The 20345-nt window shown below is 54.8% G+C and carries 15 protein-coding genes; 6 read left to right on the top strand and 9 right to left on the bottom strand.

What is annotated here, in order from left to right; all coding sequences use genetic code 11:
* The first annotated feature begins 18 nt into the window (after positions 1–18).
* Positions 19–2391 (top strand): glycoside hydrolase family 3 N-terminal domain-containing protein, encoded by a 2373-nt coding sequence (locus ACQZQY_RS12815; RefSeq protein ID WP_431295727.1) that lies wholly within the window; start codon positions 19–21, stop codon positions 2389–2391.
* Positions 2392–2530: 139 nt separating this feature from the next.
* On the top strand, positions 2531–3292 hold the full coding sequence (locus ACQZQY_RS12810; RefSeq protein ID WP_431295726.1) for a GntR family transcriptional regulator: 762 nt from the start codon (positions 2531–2533) through the stop codon (positions 3290–3292).
* A gap of 1 nt (position 3293) precedes the next feature.
* Here the strand turns inward: ACQZQY_RS12810 and ACQZQY_RS12805 are convergent, their stop codons facing one another.
* From ACQZQY_RS12805 to ACQZQY_RS12795, 3 genes are read right to left on the bottom strand one after another with little or no spacing between them, the layout of a single operon-like run.
* A complete protein-coding gene (locus tag ACQZQY_RS12805) occupies positions 3294–4274 on the bottom strand; it encodes a PfkB family carbohydrate kinase (RefSeq protein WP_431295725.1) in 981 nt (326 codons plus the stop codon).
* A complete protein-coding gene (locus ACQZQY_RS12800; RefSeq protein WP_431295724.1) occupies positions 4271–5290 on the bottom strand; it encodes an ADP-ribosylglycohydrolase family protein in 1020 nt (339 codons plus the stop codon). Before ACQZQY_RS12800 ends, ACQZQY_RS12805 begins: the two co-directional genes overlap by 4 nt.
* 60 nt (positions 5291–5350) lie before the next feature.
* Complete coding sequence (locus tag ACQZQY_RS12795) at positions 5351–6604, bottom strand: nucleoside permease (protein WP_431295723.1); 1254 nt, start codon at positions 6602–6604, stop codon at positions 5351–5353.
* Positions 6605–6900: 296 nt separating this feature from the next.
* Between ACQZQY_RS12795 and phoP the strand changes: the two genes are divergently transcribed.
* From phoP to ACQZQY_RS12780, 3 genes are all read left to right on the top strand, one after another.
* The gene (gene phoP, locus ACQZQY_RS12790; protein WP_056778830.1) at positions 6901–7575 is read left to right on the top strand and encodes a two-component system response regulator PhoP; all 675 of its coding nucleotides are present in this window, start codon (positions 6901–6903) and stop codon (positions 7573–7575) included.
* 47 nt (positions 7576–7622) lie between these two features.
* A complete protein-coding gene (phoQ, locus tag ACQZQY_RS12785; protein WP_056778829.1) occupies positions 7623–9077 on the top strand; it encodes a two-component system sensor histidine kinase PhoQ in 1455 nt (484 codons plus the stop codon).
* A 135-nt stretch (positions 9078–9212) separates the two neighbouring features.
* Positions 9213–10334, top strand: coding sequence for a cupin domain-containing protein (locus tag ACQZQY_RS12780; RefSeq protein WP_136375120.1), 1122 nt, complete (start codon positions 9213–9215; stop codon positions 10332–10334).
* Positions 10335–10424: 90 nt separating this feature from the next.
* Here ACQZQY_RS12780 and ACQZQY_RS12775 read toward each other — a convergent pair whose 3' ends face one another.
* The 6 genes from ACQZQY_RS12775 to lolC all read right to left on the bottom strand — a co-directional run bounded on the left by ACQZQY_RS12775 (position 10425) and on the right by lolC (position 16661).
* Positions 10425–11060: a hypothetical protein gene (locus ACQZQY_RS12775; RefSeq protein WP_217204805.1), complete on the bottom strand. Its 636-nt coding sequence runs from the start codon at positions 11058–11060 to the stop codon at positions 10425–10427.
* A 194-nt stretch (positions 11061–11254) separates the two neighbouring features.
* The gene (gene pepT, locus ACQZQY_RS12770; RefSeq protein ID WP_183846436.1) at positions 11255–12484 is read right to left on the bottom strand and encodes a peptidase T; all 1230 of its coding nucleotides are present in this window, start codon (positions 12482–12484) and stop codon (positions 11255–11257) included.
* Positions 12485–12626: 142 nt separating this feature from the next.
* Entirely contained in the window at positions 12627–13457 is an 831-nt protein-coding gene (gene cobB / locus ACQZQY_RS12765; RefSeq protein WP_431295722.1) for a Sir2 family NAD+-dependent deacetylase, read from the bottom strand.
* Positions 13458–13511: 54 nt separating this feature from the next.
* Positions 13512–14762: a lipoprotein-releasing ABC transporter permease subunit LolE gene (gene lolE / locus ACQZQY_RS12760; RefSeq protein ID WP_056778814.1), complete on the bottom strand. Its 1251-nt coding sequence runs from the start codon at positions 14760–14762 to the stop codon at positions 13512–13514.
* Complete coding sequence (lolD, locus tag ACQZQY_RS12755; protein ID WP_431295721.1) at positions 14762–15466, bottom strand: lipoprotein-releasing ABC transporter ATP-binding protein LolD; 705 nt, start codon at positions 15464–15466, stop codon at positions 14762–14764. The genes lolE and lolD overlap by 1 nt, the downstream gene beginning before the upstream one ends.
* Entirely contained in the window at positions 15459–16661 is a 1203-nt protein-coding gene (gene lolC / locus ACQZQY_RS12750; protein WP_136375116.1) for a lipoprotein-releasing ABC transporter permease subunit LolC, read from the bottom strand. Before lolC ends, lolD begins: the two co-directional genes overlap by 8 nt.
* A gap of 238 nt (positions 16662–16899) precedes the next feature.
* Here lolC and mfd point away from each other — a divergent pair, with 238 nt between their 5' ends.
* On the top strand, positions 16900–20343 hold the full coding sequence (gene mfd / locus ACQZQY_RS12745; protein WP_431295720.1) for a transcription-repair coupling factor: 3444 nt from the start codon (positions 16900–16902) through the stop codon (positions 20341–20343).
* Positions 20344–20345 lie beyond the last annotated feature (2 nt).

Genomic DNA, 20345 nt, shown 5'->3' with positions numbered 1-20345 from the left:
CACTTACAAGGGGAAAGCATGTCTGCCATTTATAAGGATGCCCACCGTCCGGTGCATGAACGTGTCGCCGATTTGCTGGCACAAATGACGCCTGAAGAGAAATTCGCACAAATGCACGCGTTCTGGCTGATATTGTCCGCCGCGGGCGATCATCGCGAGCGCACCGATCTGAGCGATGAATTCGCCGGCGTCACTCAACAGGCGGCTCTCAGCGAACGCCTTAAACGCGGGATCGGGCAGATTACCCGTCCGCTGGGAACGCATATTGTCGAACCCAAAGAAGGAGTTCGCGCCCTTAATCGTCTGCAAAGAACCTTAATGGAAGAAACCCGTTTGGGTATTCCGGCTTTATTTCATGAAGAATGTCTGGTCGGTTTACTGTGCAAAGATGCCACGCTGTTTCCTTCGTCGCTGAACTACGCCTCCACCTGGGATCCGGCGTTGATGCAACGTATCGCTGCCGCCATTGGCGATGAAGCCCGCAGCACCGGTTGCCGTCAGGGGTTAGCGCCGGTACTGGATGTCTCCCGCGACGTACGCTGGGGACGGACTGAAGAGACGTTTGGGGAAGACCCCTACCTGACGGGTGTGATGGCGACCCGGTTTGTGCGGGGTTTACAGGGTGAAAAACGCGATGTGCTGGCGACGCTGAAACACTATGTCGGGCACTCTTTCAGCGAAGGAGCGCGCAACCATGCGCCGGTGCATCTGGGGTTTAGTGAGCTTAATGACACCTTTCTCCTGCCGTTTGAAATGGCAGTGAAACTGGCTAATGCCGGTTCAGTCATGCCTGCCTATCACGATATTGATAATCAGCCCGGTCACTCGGATGCCTTCCTGATGACGACGCTGCTGCGCGAAGAATGGGGCTTTGACGGTCTGATAGTGGCGGATTATGGCGGCATCAGTCTGCTGCACCAGCATCATGGCATCAGCCGCAACGCCACGGAATCCGCCGCGCTGGCTTTTAACGCCGGTCTGGATATCGAGCTGCCGAAAGATGACTGCGCACGCCATCTTGCGCAAGCCGTTGAACAGGGTCTGATCTCCATGGCAAAAATCGACGAGATCGTCGGACGCGTTCTGCAGGAGAAATTCCGTCTGGGGCTGTTTGAGCACCCTTATACTGATGAAAATGCCATTGCGCTGCAAACACCCGAAACCCGTAAACTGGCGTATGAAGCCGCAGTAAATTCCATCACGATGCTGGAAAATAATGGCGTTTTGCCGTTGGCTGGCCAGCAACGGCTCGCGGTCATCGGGCCGACGGCCGATGATCCGCTGGCGCTGCTCAGCGGCTACAGTTTTCCGGTTCATCTGATCATCAGTGATATGCAGGACAGCGCGTCGCAGGTCGTGACGCCCTTCCAGGCGTTACAAGAACGCGTAAGCAGCCAGAATCTGCGTTATGCCAAAGGCTGCCACATTATTGAACATCGGGTGGCGGGTGCTCCGGTCTTCCCCGGTGATACGGGTAAACCGATACAAACCTCCCCCGTCTCACGGGATACCCGGTTGATTGCACAAGCGGTTGAAGCCGCAGAACAGAGCGATGTTGCGCTGGTCTTTGTCGGCGATCTGGCCGGATTGTTCCAAAGTGGCACCGTAGGCGAAGGGTCAGATACCGACAGCCTGCGCCTGCCCGGCGTACAACAGGAGCTGGTCGCCGCCGTGGTGGCAACAGGAAAACCTGTGGTTGTCGTGATGACTGGTGGCCGCCCTTACAATCTCGGCGGGCTTGAGGATAAGGTCGCCGCATTGGTGATGGCATGGGCACCAGGCCAGGAAGGCGGAAATGCGATTGCCGATGTGCTGACCGGCGTGCGGGAACCTGCAGGGCGCCTGGTGGTATCCGTTCCCCACAGCGCGGGCGCCATGCCCTATTACTATAACCACAAACTCAAGAGCGGCGGCACACCCTATGCTTTCCATTTCGGCTCACGCTATCCCTTCGGATACGGTAAAACATGGACCACATTCCGTTATGGCGAACTGTCGATTGTTCAGCCACAGGTAGCGTCGCTGAACGGTAACGTCATCGCAAAAATTACCGTCAGTAATAGCGGGGATAAAGACGGCAGCGAGGTGGTACAAGTGTACGTTCGCGATCGCGTAGCCTCCCAGGTTCGCCCGGTTCAGGAGCTGAAAGCCTTCCAGCGGGTGCATCTGCGCGCAGGCGAAAGTGCTGAGCTGACCTTCACCCTGCCCACCGACATGCTGAATTTCACTCAGCGTAACGGGCAGCGCGTGGTCGAACCCGGAGAGTTTGACATTAGCGTGGGTGCCTCGAGTGGGGATATCCGCAGTCAGTGCGTAGTGGAAATCACCGGCGAAGCCCGTGCGCTGGAGAAAATGTGGCGGATGGAAAGCCACTGCGTCATCACACATTAACCTCACGGGGCGTTTGAATTTATCTTCAACGCCCCTTTTCCCTCCCGCAGATTTAATCCCGCATACGCGTAAAATGTCACTGCAAAAATTCTCTTTCCTTCTAAAATAGAGGCCATTACAGCCATCAGGAAAAGCCCGTATGAGCATGGACACTAACCAGCAGGTGCTGGAAAAACTGAAAACCGATCTGGCTCAGACAGGCACTATGCCGCTGTATTTGTGTTTTAACGAATCGGTTCGTCAGGCAATGGAATCGGGTATTTTGCAGGACGGCGATTTCCTGCCAAGTGAGCGACAGTTCACCGAAGCACTGGGGATTTCACGGATCACCGTGCGTAAGGCGCTGGCAAAGCTGGAGCAGGACGGGCACATAGGCCGCTCACGCGGTTACGGCACTTTTATCAAAAAAGCGGTTGATGCCAGGCTTTCTTACTCGCTCGCCGGGGTGAAAGGGTTTTCGCGCGAAGTGATGTTACAAGGCCGCAAGCCGGATACGCTGTGGATCAGCCGTGATCAGATACCGGCATCCGCGCTGATTGCCAGCAACCTGGCGATCACCGAAGGCACACCGGTTTATATGCTCAAGCGCATTCATTACATCGACACGCGCCCGATGTCCGTGGCGGTTTCATACGTGATCATGGCCGCCATCGGGGATGTGCAGGATATCGGCGTTTCGCTCTATGACTATTTCAGCCGCAATAATATTGAGCTCGGCGCATTGCAAAGCCGGGTCAGTGCAGCAATGTCCGACGCTGAAACGTTGCAATCTTTGCAGCTGACTGAACCCATGCCGCTGCTGATCATAAAGCAGACACTGTTCGACGGGCAAAACCGGCCGATTGAATACAGTGAAAGCTTTTGCCGCAGCGACATGTATGAGTTCATCAGCGAAGACTGATTCACAGCGCCGGTTCACTCTTTTCAAACGTACTGGCCAGTTGCGCCAGCGTCGGCGCGCAATCCCCGCCAGTCTGCGAAACAACATAGGCCGCCACGCAATTTGCCAGCGTCATGCTTTGCCAGTGTGTCAGGCCGAGTGAAAGCCCTGCCAGCAAACCGGCGCAATGGCTGTCACCCGCACCTATGCTGTCAGCCACGTTGATTTTACGCGCCGCAATCCAGCCGCAATCACTGGCCTCCGCAAAATAATAGCTTCCCTTTTCGCCGCAGCGCAGTACCACCAGTTCACCGGTTTTAGCATTCAGCTCACGGCAGAAGGCTTCGGCGTTATCGGTAAACCCCAGCAGTGTGGCTTCCCGTTCGTTGAGCGTCAGGATCACGCCGGGGCGGATCACGCGGCGAATGCGTTCTTCGGGCATCACATCCAGACGCGGGCCAAAATCCACCACCACGCGCACCGCATCGGGCAAGGTTTCCAGCCAGTCGAGCAGCACCGTTCCCTGTTTCGCGCCCAACTGATAACCCGACACATACACCAGCCCGTTTTGTGGCGTAGCGTCGGTCAGCCAGCCGGGCTGCCACTGATTTTCAATGCCGTCGATAGAGATAAATGTCCGCTCGCCGTCCGGCTCCACCAGCGCCAGACACCAGCCGTTATCCGCGCCGCGCACCTGCAAATCCGAGGTGATTTCCCGTGCCGCCATTTCACGTCTCAGACGATCGCTCCACATGCCCTCGCCCACCGGCAACAGATTACGGCTGTGAATGCCCAGCTGTTTCAGCCCGAGCGCAATATTCAGCGCGCAGCCACCGAGGTGAAAACCGGTTACGTCGGCGGCAATATCCCCGCCGCGCTCCGGTAACGCATCGGCTCTGGCAACCATGTCCATGACCGCAGCACCGACGACCATCACCGGTGCCTGCTGATGCCAGTCGCCCTGCATCAGTGTCTGTAATAATTCGCGATGGCCCTGGCTCATTCAGCCTCCTGCGCCTGCTGGCGAAAACGCTGAAATGCGTCGCTGTAGTGCGTCATATTCTGCGGATTGACCCGTTTCAGTTCATCCAGCCACTCTTTCTTAAACACCTCAATGCCGTTCAACGCGCCGCAAATGGCGGTTGCCATCGCACCAATGGTATCGGTATCGCCGCCGAGGTTGGCACACAACACTGCGCACTGATTCGGGCATGTTCCGGCCAGTTCCACCATCGCCAGTGCGGCAGGCACAGACTCAATGGTGCTCACGCCCGCACCGACCAGCTGATAAACCGCTTCGGACGCCTGCTCCGTTCCTTCGGCTTTCTGCACCGTGGCGAAAGCCAGTTCGATGCGTGCCGCCAGTGAAGCACTGAAAGTGGTGGGTTTGCGCGTTTGGGCATATTTCGCAATATCCGGCAGTGCCAGGCGGATTTCAGGCCAGCTCGCCCCTTCAATGGCCCGCGACACAGCCCAGGCAATCACCACCGCGCCTGCCACGGCGATATCAGATTTATGCGTCGGGCTGGACGCCAGCCACACCTGCTCGCAGAATCTCTCCAGCGGCGCCGAAGGCAGTACGCAGCCAAGCGGGGAAACGCGCATCGCCGCGCCATTGGTCACACCATTGTTTTCCAGCGCCTCTATGGCTACGCCTTTCTTCTGTTCGGCCAGCGCAAGTCTGGAGCTCGGGCCAAGAATGTTTTTATTAAACGCGTCAAAACTGTCTACCCAGCGGATCACATTCCGCGCAATCAGTTCAGGAACGACGCGGCCCTCCGCTTCCAGCAGCGCATCGGCCAGCGCCAGCGCCATCGACGTATCATCAGTAAACTGTGCAGCGGTGAAATAACAGGCGGCGCTATTTTCTGCCGGGCCATCAAGAAAACGATCGATCCAGCCGAAGTGTTGCTTAACCCGCTCGCGCGGCCAGAGCTCCGAGGGCATGCCCAGCGCGTCGCCCAGCATTTGTCCGTACAACGCGCCGAGCATACGGCTCTCAAGGCTTAGCTGTGTCATGTAAATCTCCTGCTATCAATGTCAGAGGGGCAGCCTGCCCGCCTGTGGTGAAAAGAATGCTTAGGAAGGCTGGTTCAGGCTGACCGGTGTAATGGTTTTGCTGCGTTCGCGAAAGAACAGCAGAAACAACAGCATCACGCCGACAACCATCGCAGCACCCACGCCCCAGACCGCAAACCAGTCGAACGTCATGCCATTTTTCGGCGTGCTCAGTGCGAAAGTGGTCATCGCCCGGCCGCCCAGCCAGTTGCCGATAAAACTGCCCAATCCCTGACAAATCAGTGTGATCAGGCCCTGTGCCGCCGTGCGCATATGCGGCGGCGCTTTTTTATCGACATAGATATACCCGGTGACAAAATAGAAATCGTAGCTGACGCCGTGCAACAGAATGCCGAGGAACAGCATGCTGTAAGCCCAGACATCCGCCGTGCCGCCATAAATAAAGAATACGTAGCGGATTGCCGCTGTGACAAAGCCCAGCATCAGCACTTTTTTAATACCGTAGCGTTTGAGCAGGAACGGTAATGCCAGCATGGCGAAGATTTCAGACACCTGGCCGAGGGTCATCCAGCCGGTTGCGTTGGGCAAACCCACCTGCGTCAGGTAACCGTTGGCGAACTGGTAGTAAAACGCCAGCGGCATACAAAACAGAAATGAGCACAACGCGAAAATCGCGAAAGAGCGGTCTTTCAGCAAGCCCAGCGCATTCAGGCCGAACAGCGCTTTGATATCCACTGGCCCTGTGCCTTTTGCCGGTGTCTCCGGCAGCCAGAAGCTGTAAACCCCAAGCACCAGCGAGGCAATAGCCGTGATCCACAACGGCAACCCGGTATCAGAAATGTTGTTCATGCCAAGCAGCGGCGGCAGCACAAAACCGATCACCAGCCCGGAAGCAATCCAGCCCAGCGTGCCAAGTACGCGGATGCGCGGGAAATCCTTCTCGGTGTCATTGATGTTGGCGAACGCAATGCTGTTGGTCAGCGCCACCGTTGGCATATAGGTGATGGCGTAAACCACCAGCAGCGGGAAGAAGGTGGAGAATTCGGTTTGCAGCGCGATAAACGCCATCAGCACACCCCCGGCCAGCAGCAGCCAGCCAAGCACTTTTTGCGCGGCGAAGTAGCGATCAGCAATCACGCCCACCAGCACCGGCGAGAGAATGGCCGCTATGGCGGTGCTGCTGTAAGACCAGGCGATTTCGGAGGGAGTAAAACCCAGCTTATTCAGGTATTGCCAGAGAGGCACAAACCACGCTCCCCAGATAAACCACTCGATAAACATCATAACGGACAGCTTCAGATGGGTACGTTTCATTATTATATCCTTGCTGAATGAGGGGCCCGCGCGGTGCGATACGCACCCAAAGCGACGGAAAGAGTCAGGCATTCAAGATACCTTTGAAATACCTTAATAGTACCTTTGGTATTTAACAGCGATCGATCTCACATTTTATGCTTCTGCCCGGCAAGCCCGTTTATAATTGGTTTAGGTTTTGTTTAGATTGCCGGTCACGGCGTTGATGTGAGGTTGATTAAAATGTTTCTGAATCATTTACAATTACACTCAGAATGTTTCTGTCGCCTTACGCGCCACAAGGATAAGGAATTACCATGCGAATTTTAGTCATTGAAGATAACGCACTGTTGCGCCATCACCTTTCAGTTCAGATGAGAGAAATGGGGCATCAGGTTGATGCCGCTGAAGACGCCAAAGAAGCCGATTATTTTTTGCATGAACATGCACCGGATATCGCGATTGTCGATCTCGGTTTGCCGGGCGAAGACGGCCTGAGCCTGATCCGCCGCTGGCGCAGTCACCAGGCTAACTTGCCGATTCTGGTGCTGACCGCCCGCGAAAGCTGGCAGGATAAAGTCGCGGTGCTGGAAGCCGGTGCCGACGATTACGTCACCAAACCTTTCCATCTGGAAGAAGTGCTGGCACGTATGCAGGCGCTGATGCGCCGCAACAGCGGTCTGGCATCACAGGTCATTACCCTGCATCCGTTCCAGATTGATTTATCCCGCCGTGAACTGACCGTTAACGAAAACCCAATTAAACTGACCGCATTCGAATACACCATTATCGAAACGCTGATCCGCAACGCCGGAAAAGTGGTCAGCAAAGACTCACTGATGCTTCAGCTTTACCCGGACGCAGAACTGCGTGAAAGCCATACTGTGGATGTCCTGATGGGGCGTCTGCGCAAAAAACTTCAGGCAGAGCACCCGGAAGATGTGATCACCACGGTACGCGGCCAGGGTTATCGTTTCGACATCCGCGCATAACGACGTGGTTTACTACCGCCTGATGCCTCACTACGTAAGGACGCGTCATGAAAGGACGTACTAAAAAACCCTTCTCCCTGCGCGTGCGTTTTATGATGGCGACGGCCGCCGTTGTGCTCGCGCTTTCACTGGCCTACGGGCTGGTGGCGGTGGTTGGCTACATGGTGAGTTTCGATAAAACGGCCTATCGCCTGCTGCGCGGTGAGAGCAATCTCTTCTTTAGCCTGGCGCAATGGCGCGAGGGCAAACTCTCCATCAATGTTCCGCCCGATCTGGACCTTAATACGCCCACGCTGGTGTTTATTTACGACGCCGACGGTAAATTGCTGTGGGCGGAACGCCGCATCCCGGAACTGGAAGCTCAGATCAATAAAGCCTGGATGAATAAACCGGGTTTTTATGAGCTGGATACCGACACGCAAATCAGCAGCGAAGTGTTAGGGAATAATCCGCAGGCGCAGGACAAGCTGAAAGATTACGACGACACCGATGCCAACGCCATGACGCACTCCATCGCGGTGAATACCTACAATGCCACCGCGCGCCTGCCGGCACTGAACATCGTGGTCGTCGATACGATCCCGCAAGAGTTACAGCGTTCCGATCTGGTCTGGGAATGGTTCAGTTATGTGCTGCTGGCCAATCTGTTGCTGGTGGTGCCGCTGCTGTGGCTGGCGGCGTACTGGAGCCTGCGGCCCATCAAAGAAGTGATCCATCAGGTCGCCGAACTGGAAACCCATGAGCGCGAATCGCTGGATGAAAATCCGCCGCGTGAGCTGCTCGGGCTGGTGCGCAATCTGAACATCCTGTTGCACGGCGAACGTGGGCGCTACGATCGCTATCGCACCACGCTGGCAGACCTGACTCACAGCCTGAAAACGCCGCTGGCGGTGTTGCAGTCCACCCTGCGCGCCCTGCGCAACGGCAAACAGATGACCATCGAAGAAGCTGAGCCGGTGATGCTCGAGCAAATCAGCCGCATCTCTCAGCAGATTGGCTATTACCTGCACCGGGCCACCCTGCGCTCGGAACAAAATTTACTGATCCGCGAAGTGCATTCGGTGCCTGCGATCCTCGACGGTTTGTGTTCAGCGCTGAACAAGGTGTATCAGCGTAAAGGGGTGGTGATCACCGTCGATATCTCGCCTGAAATCACCTTCGTCGGCGAAAAGAACGACTTTATGGAAGTGATGGGCAACGTCATTGATAACGCCTGTAAATACTGCCTGGAGTTTGTGGAAATCAGTGCAGTGCACACCGAAAACCAGCTGGTGATCCTGATTGAAGATGACGGCCCTGGCATTCCGGTCAGCAAACGTGAAGTGATTTTCCAGCGCGGGCAGCGCGCCGATACCCTGCGTCCGGGGCAAGGGCTGGGACTTTCTCTGGCGAACGACATCATCGAACAATACGACGGCCAAATTATCATTGGCGACAGCCCGCTCGGCGGGGCCAGCATGCGGGTTTGCTTTGGTTTACAGCAAGGCATCGAACTCGAATAACAGACGACGGGTGCAATCTCCGGCAAATTTCGGTGCTTTATTCAGCGGAGTACGAAATTTGCTGGCAATTGCCCAACGCAGCCGCAACACCTTCCGTTATAATCCTTTACAGACCCACCTTCTTTTGGAAAAAAAATGGATTACAAACTAGACCTGGACTGGAACGATTTCCTGCAACGTTACTGGCAAAAACGTCCTGTCGTGTTAAAGCGCGGTTTCAAAAATTTCGTCGATCCGATTTCTCCGGATGAACTGGCCGGTCTGGCAATGGAAAGTGAAGTCGACAGCCGTCTGGTCAGCAATCAGGACGGTCGCTGGAACGTCAGCCACGGGCCATTTGAGAGCTATGATCATCTGGGCGAAAACGGCTGGTCGGTACTGGTTCAGGCCGTCGATCACTGGCACGAGCCCTCCTCGCATCTGATGACGCCTTTCCGTCATATTCCTGACTGGCGCATGGACGATTTGATGATTTCTTTCTCGGTGCCCGGCGGTGGCGTAGGCCCGCACCTTGATCAATATGACGTGTTTATCATTCAGGGCACCGGCCGCCGTCGCTGGCGCGTGGGCGAAAAAATCGCCATGAAACAACACTGTCCGCATCCGGATTTGCTTCAGGTTGAGCCGTTCGAGGCCATTATCGACGAAGAACTGGAACCTGGTGATATCGTCTACATTCCGCCGGGCTTCCCGCACGACGGCTATTCGCTGGAGAACTCCCTCAATTATTCAGTAGGATTCCGCGCGCCGAACACCCGCGAAATGATCAGCGGATTTGCCGATCATGTCCTTTCCCGTGAACTGGGAAGCCATCGTTATACCGATCCGGATCTGGTTGAGCGCGAACATCCGGCTGAAGTCCAGCCTGCCGAACTGGATAAGCTGCGCGGCATGATGCTCGAACTGATCAATAACCCTGAGCATTTCAACAGCTGGTTTGGCGAATTCATCTCACAGTCACGTCATGAACTGGATCTGGCTCCGCCGGAACCTCCGTATCAGGCAGGTGAAATCTATGAACTCATGGCGTCGGGCGAAACGCTTGAACGCGTCGGTGGTTTGCGCGTACTGCGCGTAGGGGATGTGTGTTACGTGAACGGCGAGGCGATGACGTCTGAACAAACCGCCGCCGTTGACGCCATGGCACGCCACAAGACGGTGACCCGTGAAATGCTCGGTGATGCGCTTGACGATCCGTCGTTCCTCGCCCTGTTGTCTGCACTGGTGAACAGCGGCTACTGGTATTTCAACGACTGATATTGATAAAAAAATAAGGGCATTCTGATGCCCTTATTTTTTCCGTTATTAATTATTCCGTTCTTATTTATTTTTTCTTGTTTATAAAAACTAGCGCAAACGAAATACCGTTTTAAAGGGGTTTAAATTTCGGGTTTTCGCTGACATTCTTATTTTTACAGCCTTATTATTATCTCGTAAGAGATTACAAATTACAGCAATACGCTTAGGCGTTGAGACGTAAAAGTCACCGTCCATTATCCCAAACACTTTATGCCTGAGAGGGGAATTAATTAAACCAGCTTTTAATATCCTCCCCACTATATTTGCACAATTTTTTGATAATGTTCTGAAGGATGGCGAGTCTTTGGAGTAACAAATGTCATGCCATGTCCGTTTCATCGCTACTTCGTCCAGCGATCTGATACCATAAATGACATCCGGATCACAGGCTTCTCTTTCACAATCTATTTCATACCCCGCAGAGGGTCTGGCAGGGTATTTCCTGAAGAGAATTTTGTCGTCTTCGAACCGTGGCCACCAGCTGACATAAGTGCTTTCATGAGCAATCGGGCCAATAAACATGGCCGCATGACCAATATTCCCGTCTCCGGGATACCAGATAAATACCCATGCGTTAATTCCCTGACTGAAATCGGCGAAAGCCGTTCTTTGCTTAACAAACTCTCTGATCCCTTCTACTGTCTGCAATCTGGCTACTGTTCGTGCTGTCGGTGCTGTTTCCACGCTATCTCTCCATGATTAATCTGCCAAAATTATGGCATTGATGGAGGCGTAAATATAATGTCATTAATGAATAGAGGTATTATTGATATTGATGGGGGTTATCATTGATATTCAGATAAACTGTAAGTAATCTCTGCGGGTCATTTAATAAACACCTCCGGGTTTAATAATAAATCCGGAGGTGTTTAATCAACTTATCTCGATTTCTCTGCGGTGAGCTCTGCAATACGCATAATCACTGATACCGCTTTTTCCATTCCTTCCAGCGTGACGAATTCATGTTTACCGTGGAAGTTATAGCCGCCGGTAAAAATATTCGGGCAAGGTAAACCCCGGAAAGAAAGTTGTGCGCCATCCGTACCGCCGCGAATGGGCTTCATGATCGGTTCTATATCACAATCCTTCATTGCCTGTTGCGCCAGCGCAATAATGTGCGGATGCTGGGCCACTTTATCGCGCATATTGTAATAGTGATCGTCGAGCGTCACTTCGATATAGCAATCCCGGTGCAGGCCTTTACCGACCAGATGCGCGATATCAATAATCTTTTGCTTACGGGCTTCGAATGCCACTTTGTCGAAGTCACGGATGATGTAATGCATTTCCGCGCGTTCAACGTTGCCCTTAATGGTGGTCAGGTGATAGAAACCTTCATAACCTTCAGTCTGTTCCGGGGTTTCATCGGCGGGTAATTCGCTGTGGAATCGGGTGGCGAGAGAGAGTGCGTTCACCATCACGCCTTTCGCACTGCCGGGATGAACATTATTACCGACGATTTTAATGGTCGCTGAGGCAGCATTGAAGTTCTCGAACTCCAGCTCCCCTACTCCGCCACCGTCAACGGTATAAGCCCATTCAGCGCCAAAAGCCGGAATATCAAAGCTTTGTGCGCCTTTGCCGATTTCTTCATCCGGCGTAAAAGCAATGCGGATCGGCCCGTGCGGCACATTGCTGTTTTGCAGACGCACCATCGCGGTAACGATTTCCGCGATACCCGATTTATCATCAGAACCGAGCAACGTTTTGCCGTCTGTGGTGATGAGCGTCTGGCCCAGTAACTGATGCAGCACCGGGAACATTACCGGAGAAAGCACTTCATCACCGTTACCCAACGCAATATCGCCACCACGGTAGTTTTCGACTACCTGCGGATTGACGTGTTTGGCGGTGAAATCGGGGGCGGTATCAAGGTGGGAAATAAAACCGATAACCGGCACTTTCCAGGCCACATTGCCCGGCACCGTAGCCATGACGCAGCCTTTATCACTGAGCGTTACCTGTGAAAAGCCCAGCGCCATCAGTTCATTACGCAACGCCTGCGCCAGCTTAAGCTGTCCGTCAGTGCTCGGCGTATGTTTTACATTGGGCTTTGATTGGGTATCGAAAGAAACATAGTGAAGAAAACGGTCAAGCAACTTATCCATTTGGGTATCCTCTGGCGGCTGTATTTTATTATGCGCAGCATGAATACCGTGAATATTGCGTCAGGTCATTTTTCACCAAGTTTACGCAAAGAACTCTTAGGATCAGGCGCAATTTTTGGGATGTATCGTTAAAAAAGCCCGGCTATGACCAGGCTTCATCCTTCTTCGTCAGGAATTTATGGACGAATTCAGGCACCACTTCGCTCGCCAGCCCGTAGTGTTTCATATCAAATTCACTTTCAACCTGACTGGGTTCGAGGTTGAGTTCCACCGCACAGGCGCCGCCGATGCGCGCTTCATGAACAAATCCCGCCGCCGGATAAACATGGCCGGAGGTGCCAATCGCCACGAAGAAATCCGCCTTTGCCAGCGCATCGTAGATGTTATCCATACCCAGCGGCATTTCGCCAAACCACACAATATGCGGACGCAGCGGAGCCGGGAACTGGCAGCAATGACAGCGATCGTCAACGCTCAGATCACCCGGCCAGTCCAGAATTTGTCCTGACTGGGTGCAGCGCACTTTCAGCAATTCGCCATGCATGTGCAGCACGCGCGAACTGCCTGCACGCTCATGCAGATTGTCGATGTTCTGCGTAACCAGCAGGAAATTGTCACCGAGCGCTTCTTCCAGCGTGGCCAGTGCGTAGTGCGCGGCGTTAGGTTTGAGATCTTCCTGCTGCAACTGGCGGCGGCGTTCATTGTAAAAACGCTGCACCAGCTCAGGGTCGCGGCGATAACCTTCCGGCGTCGCCACATCTTCCACGCGATGTTCTTCCCACAAGCCATCGGCAGCACGGAAAGTGCGGATGCCGGACTCGGCGGAAATCCCCGCGCCGGTGAGCACCACCACGAACGGTTTCTTCAATGACGCGGCGGCCATTGAATCACGGTGGAAAATGTTCGACCGGAACCGCTGATGCCGGATACGTTTATTTTTGCGAAACCGACACAGACGATGACGTGTGCGCATGAAGTGCTCCTTACTCTCTGTGTCTGAACATAAAGGCTGTTTTTGACAATGTGATCACTGACCGCCACTGAGTACCCGGGCCGGATCGATACGGCTTGCACGGCGCGCAGGATACCAGCTGGCCAGCAAACTCAGCACCAGTGCGGTAAACAGTACGCCCGCCACGTCAGTCCAGTGAACTTCCGATGGCAGGAAGTCGATGAAATAAATGTCGCCCGACAGGAACTGATGTCCGGTAAGCTTTTGCAGCGCGTTAATGATATTGGTCAGCTGGAACGCGGCGATCACGCCGATCACTACCCCGGCGATACTGCCGACCAGCCCGGCCAGTAAACCGTACCAGATGAAGACCGCGCGGATAAGCCCGTCTTTCGCGCCCAGTGTGCGCAAAATCGCAATATCACTGCTTTTATCTTTCACCGCCATCACCAGCGTCGAAACGATATTAAAACAGGCTACGCCAATCACCAGCACCATCGCCATATACATAATCGCGCGCACCATCTGGATATCGCGGTACATATAGCCGTAAGTGCCCACCCAGCTGCTGATGTAAACATACGCCTGCGTCACTTCACCGGCGTCGTGCACCAGTTTTTGCGCGGCGAAAACATCGTTCACTTTGATATCGATACCGGTGACGCTGGTACCCATATCCTGATATTGCTGCGCATCCGCCAGTGGCACCATGCCGAGGCTGTGATCAAGCTGGCCGCTGAGTTGCAAAATGCCGGTGACCTGCAAACGGATCCGTTTTGGCTGCAACAGCTTCATCTCAGGATCGCTGTTTGGGATCATCACCGTCACCCAGTCGCCCTGCTTCACACCGACCGCATCGGCAACGCCTTTACCGAGGATCAGCTGTTGCTCCCCGGCTTTAAAATTCTGCCATGCGTTGTTTTGCACAAACTTCGGTGCGGCGCTTACGCGGGGTTCACTCTGCGGATCCACGCCTTTAAGCTGAATCGCGCGCAGTTTTGCGCCGTGTTCGATCAGACCGTTGAACTGGATATACGGCGCAGCGGCCACAATGCCCGGCACTTTTTCAACACGTTCCAGCACGCCCTGCCAGTCATTGAAAGGCTGATTCACCGGACGAATTTCACCGTGAGGCACCACCGCCAGCACGCGATCTTTCAGTTCGCGCTCGAAGCCGTTCATCGCACTCAGACCGACGATTAACACCGCCACACCCAGCGCGATACCCAAGGTCGAAATCACCGAAATCAGCGACACCATGCCGCTGCGACGGCGGCCACGGCTGAACCGCAGGCCGATCAGTAAGGAAAACGGAATGCCTGACATTACTTCGCTCCCAGCAACATCGAATCCTGCTGCAACCTGCCGTCGCGCATTTCCAGCTGACGCGTCAGGCGGTTCGCCAGTTCCAGAGCATGCGTGACCACCAGAAACGCGGTGCCCTGACGCACGTTCAGTTCGCCCAGCAATTCAAAGATACTGTCGGCATTGCGCTGATCCAGGTTACCGGTCGGTTCGTCGGCCAGCACCAGTGAAGGATTATTGACCAGCGCACGGGCGATCGCCACACGCTGACGCTCGCCGCCGGAAAGCTCGGAAGGACGGTGATGGCTGCGGTGTTGCAGCCCAACGGCTTCAAGCATCGCCATCGCACGTTCCTGCACTTCAGCGGATTTCTTTTTACCGATCAAAAGCGGCATCGCGACGTTTTCCAGCGCGGTGAAATCAGGCAGCAAATGGTGGAACTGATAGATAAAGCCGAGCTCGCGGTTGCGCAGTTCTGATTTCGCGGAAGAAGTCATCGAATTCAGCGACTGGCCTTTAAAAATGACTTCGCCGGAGGTCGGTGAGTCCAGACCACCCAGCAAATGCAACAACGTACTTTTACCGGAACCTGAGGTGCCGACGATCGCCATCATTTCGCCCGGCTGCATGGCGAACGTCACGTCACGTAATACGTCGGTGCGCAGTTTGCCTTCCTGATAAGTCTTACAGAGGTTGTCACACTGCAATAATAAAGAATTACTCATAACGTAAAGCCTCTGCGGGGTGGGTGGCAGCAGCGCGCCAGGAAGGATACAGCGTAGATAATAAAGCAATGATCATGGCGGACAGCGCGATAACCACGACCTGAACCGGTTCAATATCGACCGGCAGCGACGCGCCATCAAGCATCAGCCCGATAGCCGGCATAATTGTGTTGAGTTGGGTCGCGAGCACCACGCCCAGTATGGCACCGAGCAGCGCGCCGATCACACCGGCACTGGCGCCCTGCACCATAAATACGGCCATGATCTGACGGCGGCTTAGCCCCTGCGTTTGCAGAATCGCCACTTCGCCTTGTTTTTCCATCACCAGTAAACCCAGCGAGGTAATGATGTTGAACGCGGCAACCGCCACGATCAGGCTAAGTAGCAGGCCCATCATATTTTTTTCCATGCGCACGGCCTGGAACAGCTCACCCCGACGCTCACGCCAGTCTTTCCAGCTGGTGCCTTCCGGCAGCTTCTGAACGCTCAGGCTGTCGACATCCAGCGGTTTATCAAGGAATAAACGCCAGCCGGTCACGTTGCCTTTCGGATACAGCATCAGACGTGAAGCATCCTGAATATTGACCAGCATCTGATAACCATCGACTTCGCTGTTCGCTGAGAACGTGCCAATCACGGTAAACAAACGCTGACTTGGCACACGCCCGACCGGCGTGAACTGGCTGACGCTGGTCACCATCAGACGCAGCTTATCGCCACGCCGCACTTTAAGCTGTTGCGCGAGCTGATCGCCCAGAATGACGTTGTATTTACCGGGTTGCAGCTCCTGCTGGGCAACGCCAATCATATATTTCGCCAGCGGATCCTGCTGTGTCGGATCGACACCGAGCATGACACCCACGGCCACGCTGCCGGGGCTTTGCAGCACCACGTCACCGGTGGTCAGAGGCACAGCGCGGTTGACACTTTTCAGCGCCGTTATCTGTTGATGGGTAATTTTTTGAGGATCCAGCGATCCGGCCGGTGTGGTCACCAACGCCTGAGGCATCAGACCCAGAATATTTCCTTCCAGATCCTTCTCAAAACCGTTCATGACCGACAGCACCGTGACCAGCGCCATCACCCCGAGGGTAATGCCAATGGTGGACAGCCAGGAGACAAACCGCCCAAAGCGGTCCGAACCACGCCCGCGCATGTAGCGCAGGCCTATGAATAACGCGACAGGTTGATACATGACTTCCGTTTTAAGTGCTTGGCCGCAAATAAGTGCATGGCGCAGACTAAAGTGATGAAGGATAATAAAGGCTAGCACCGCTTTATGGAACCATTAACCCAAAGTAATCGGTTTAATCCCGGGGCTCTTTTGTCCTTTTTTATTGCAGAGCCGGGTTGACCCCGATTGTATGCGCATCGCAAGATACGGTCTGCTAATTGGCCCCCTGCTGCCGCCAAACGAGAACGCAAAACAGCCTATGTCTCAAGATTATCGTTATTCATTGCCTGAACGCCCCGGTGACACCCGCCTTTTAGGGCAACTGACCGGCTCCGCCTGTGCCCTGGAATGCGCCCAAATCAGTGAACGCCATGCGGGCCCGATCATGCTGATTGCGCCGGACATGCAAAATGCCCTGCGTCTGCGCGATGAAATTCAACAGTTTACCGATCATAAAGTGCTGAGCATTTCGGACTGGGAAACCCTGCCCTACGACAGTTTCTCGCCACATCAGGAAATCATCTCTTCGCGCCTTTCCAGCCTTTATCAGCTTCCAACCATGGAACGCGGCATCATTATTTTGCCGGTGAATACGTTGATGCAGCGCGTCTGCCCGCACGAGTTTTTGCACGGCCACGCGCTGGTGATGAAGAAAGGCCAGCAACTGTCACGCGATAAACTGCGTTCACAGCTGGAACAGGCCGGTTACCGCAGCGTCGATCAGGTGATGGAGCACGGTGAGTTTGCCACCCGTGGCGCCCTGCTCGACCTCTATCCGATGGGCAGCGATGAGCCTTTCCGCATCGATTTCTTCGACGATGAAATCGACAGTCTGCGCACATTTGACGTCGATACACAGCGCACGCTGAGCGAAGTTGATCACATCAATTTGTTGCCCGCGCATGAATTCCCGACCGATAAAAATGCCATTGAACTGTTCCGCAGCCAGTGGCGCGAGAAGTTCGAAGTGCGCCGCGATGCCGAACACGTGTATCAGCAGGTCAGTAAAGGCACGTTCCCGGCCGGGATTGAATACTGGCAGCCGCTGTTTTTCAGCCAGCCGCTGACCACCTTATTCAGCTATCTTCCGAAAAATACGCTGGTGCTTAATACCGGCGATCTTGACGTTGCTGCCGAGCGTTTCTGGCAGGACGCCAACCAGCGTTACGAAAACCGCCGGGTGGATCCGATGCGTCCGCTGCTCGAGCCTGAAAATCTGTGGCTGCGCGTGGATACCCTGTTCGCTGAACTCAAAGCCTGGCCGCGCGTTCAGCTGCGTACCGATTCGCTGCCGAAAAAAGCCGCGAACACCAATCTCAGTTATGAAAAGCTGCCGGATTTATCTGTTCAGCCACAGAATAAAGCGCCCATGGATAACCTGCGCCGCTTTAATGAATCCTTTGCCGGCAGTCTGGTTTTCTCAGTCGAAAGTGAAGGCCGCCGGGAAACGCTGCAGGATTTACTGGCGCGCATCAAACTGATGCCGCAGCTCATCACCCGTATTGAAGAAGCTGAAACGGCCGGTCGTTACATTATGATTGGCGCCTGCGAACGCGGTTTTCTGGATGCCGATAAACAGCTGGCGCTGATTTGTGAGAGCGATCTGCTCGGCGAGCGCGTGGCGCGCCGTCGTCAGGACAGCCGCCGCACCATCAACACCGATACGCTGATCCGCAATCTCGCGGAACTGCGCCCCGGCCAGCCGGTGGTGCATGTCGAACACGGCGTAGGCCGGTATCTGGGGCTGACCACGCTCGAGGCCGGTGGCATCAAAGCCGAGTACCTGATCCTGACCTATGCGGGTGAAGATAAACTCTATGTGCCGGTGTCGTCCCTGCATCTCATCAGCCGTTATGCGGGCGGTGCGGATGACAGCGCGCCGCTGCACAAACTCGGGGGCGAAGCCTGGTCAAAAGCGCGGCAAAAAGCCGCCGAGAAGGTACGCGACGTGGCCGCCGAGTTGCTGGATATTTACGCCCAGCGCGAAGCCAAAACCGGTTTCGCCTTCAAACACGACAAAGAACAGTATCAGCTGTTCTGCCAGGCCTTCCCGTTTGAAACCACGCCGGATCAGGCACAGGCCATCAATGCCGTACTGACCGACATGACGCAGCCGCTGGCGATGGATCGTCTGGTCTGTGGCGACGTCGGTTTCGGCAAAACCGAAGTGGCGATGCGCGCGGCCTTCCTCGCCGTCGCCAACAACAAGCAGGTGGCGGTGCTGGTGCCGACTACGCTGCTGGCGCAGCAGCACTTTGACAACTTCCGCGACCGCTTTGCCAGCTGGCCGGTGCGCATCGAAATGATGTCCCGTTTCCGCAGCGCCAAAGAGCAACAGGCGGTGATCGAAGAAGCCGTGGAAGGCAAAGTGGATATTATTATCGGCACGCACAAACTGCTGCAAAGCGACCTGCGCTGGAAAGATCTCGGCCTGCTGATTGTCGATGAAGAGCACCGTTTCGGGGTACGCCACAAAGAGCGTATCAAAGCGATGCGTGCTGACGTTGATATTCTGACCCTGACCGCCACACCTATCCCGCGCACGCTGAATATGGCGATGAGCGGCATGCGTGATCTGTCGATTATCGCCACCCCGCCAGCGCGCCGTATGGCGGTGAAAACCTTCGTCCGCGAATACGACAGCCTGGTGATCCGCGAGGCTATCCTGCGTGAAATTTTGCGCGGCGGGCAGGTGTATTACTTATTTAATGATGTCGAAAATATCGAGAAAGCCACTGAGCGCCTGGCGGAACTGGTACCGGAGGCACGTATCGCCATTGGTCACGGTCAGATGCGTGAACGCGACCTCGAGCGGGTGATGAATGATTTCCACCATCAGCGTTTCAACGTGCTGGTGTGCACCACGATCATCGAAACCGGCATCGACATCCCGACGGCGAACACCATCATTATTGAACGTGCCGATCACTTTGGTCTGGCGCAGCTTCACCAGTTGCGTGGCCGTGTCGGGCGTTCGCACCATCAGGCGTATGCTTACCTGCTGACGCCGCCGCCGAAAGCCATGTCTGTTGATGCGCACAAACGCCTCGAAGCGATCGCCTCACTGGAAGATCTCGGTGCAGGTTTTGCGCTGGCAACGCACGATCTGGAAATTCGTGGCGCAGGCGAATTGCTCGGCGAAGGCCAGAGCGGACAGATGACCAGCATCGGTTTCACGCTGTACATGGAACTGCTGGAAAACGCCGTGGAAGCGCTGAAAGAAGGCCGCGAACCTTCGCTTGAGGATCTGACCACCAGTCAGACAGAGGTCGAGATGCGCATGCCTGCCCTGTTGCCGGAAGAATTCATTCCTGACGTCAATACGCGATTGTCGTTGTATAAACGTATCGCCAGTGCGCGCAATGAAAGTGAACTGGATGAGCTGCGTGTCGAACTTATCGACCGTTTCGGCTCCCTGCCGGACGGCGCGCGCAATCTGATTCAAATCGCCATACTGCGTTTAAAGGCGAAAGAACTGGGCATCAAACGCATTGAAGGCAATGAGCGCGGCGGCTTCATTGAGTTTGGCGATAAAAACCGTGTCGATCCGGGCCACCTGATTGGCCTGCTGCAAAAGCAGCCGCAGGTGTATCGTCTCGACGGCCCGACTAAACTGAAGTTTATGCTGGATCTGACTGACCGGCCAAAACGGCTGAAGTTTGTCAGCGAGATGCTCGGAGAATTCGCTGAGCATGTGATCTGAGG

Origin of the sequence: Rahnella sp. PAMC25559 (assembly GCF_050632365.1) — a bacterium.
Lineage (GTDB): Bacteria > Pseudomonadota > Gammaproteobacteria > Enterobacterales > Enterobacteriaceae > Rahnella > Rahnella rivi.
This window is presented reverse-complemented; position numbering and strand designations above follow the sequence as displayed.

Bases quoted from the DNA above. Each gene is read 5' to 3' on its own strand.
- pepT (WP_183846436.1), bottom strand. From the start codon at position 12,484: ATGGATAAGTTGCTTGACCGTTTTCTTCACTATGTTTCTTTCGATACC.
- lolD (WP_431295721.1), bottom strand. From the start codon at position 15,466: ATGAGTAATTCTTTATTATTGCAGTGTGACAACCTCTGTAAGACTTAT.
- ACQZQY_RS12795 (WP_431295723.1), bottom strand. From the start codon at position 6,604: ATGAAACGTACCCATCTGAAGCTGTCCGTTATGATGTTTATCGAGTGG.
- phoQ (WP_056778829.1), top strand. From the start codon at position 7,623: ATGAAAGGACGTACTAAAAAACCCTTCTCCCTGCGCGTGCGTTTTATG.
- phoP (WP_056778830.1), top strand. From the start codon at position 6,901: ATGCGAATTTTAGTCATTGAAGATAACGCACTGTTGCGCCATCACCTT.
- cobB (WP_431295722.1), bottom strand. From the start codon at position 13,457: ATGCGCACACGTCATCGTCTGTGTCGGTTTCGCAAAAATAAACGTATC.
- lolE (WP_056778814.1), bottom strand. From the start codon at position 14,762: ATGTCAGGCATTCCGTTTTCCTTACTGATCGGCCTGCGGTTCAGCCGT.
- ACQZQY_RS12810 (WP_431295726.1), top strand. From the start codon at position 2,531: ATGAGCATGGACACTAACCAGCAGGTGCTGGAAAAACTGAAAACCGAT.
- ACQZQY_RS12780 (WP_136375120.1), top strand. From the start codon at position 9,213: ATGGATTACAAACTAGACCTGGACTGGAACGATTTCCTGCAACGTTAC.
- ACQZQY_RS12815 (WP_431295727.1), top strand. From the start codon at position 19: ATGTCTGCCATTTATAAGGATGCCCACCGTCCGGTGCATGAACGTGTC.
- mfd (WP_431295720.1), top strand. From the start codon at position 16,900: ATGTCTCAAGATTATCGTTATTCATTGCCTGAACGCCCCGGTGACACC.
- ACQZQY_RS12805 (WP_431295725.1), bottom strand. From the start codon at position 4,274: ATGAGCCAGGGCCATCGCGAATTATTACAGACACTGATGCAGGGCGAC.
- lolC (WP_136375116.1), bottom strand. From the start codon at position 16,661: ATGTATCAACCTGTCGCGTTATTCATAGGCCTGCGCTACATGCGCGGG.
- ACQZQY_RS12800 (WP_431295724.1), bottom strand. From the start codon at position 5,290: ATGACACAGCTAAGCCTTGAGAGCCGTATGCTCGGCGCGTTGTACGGA.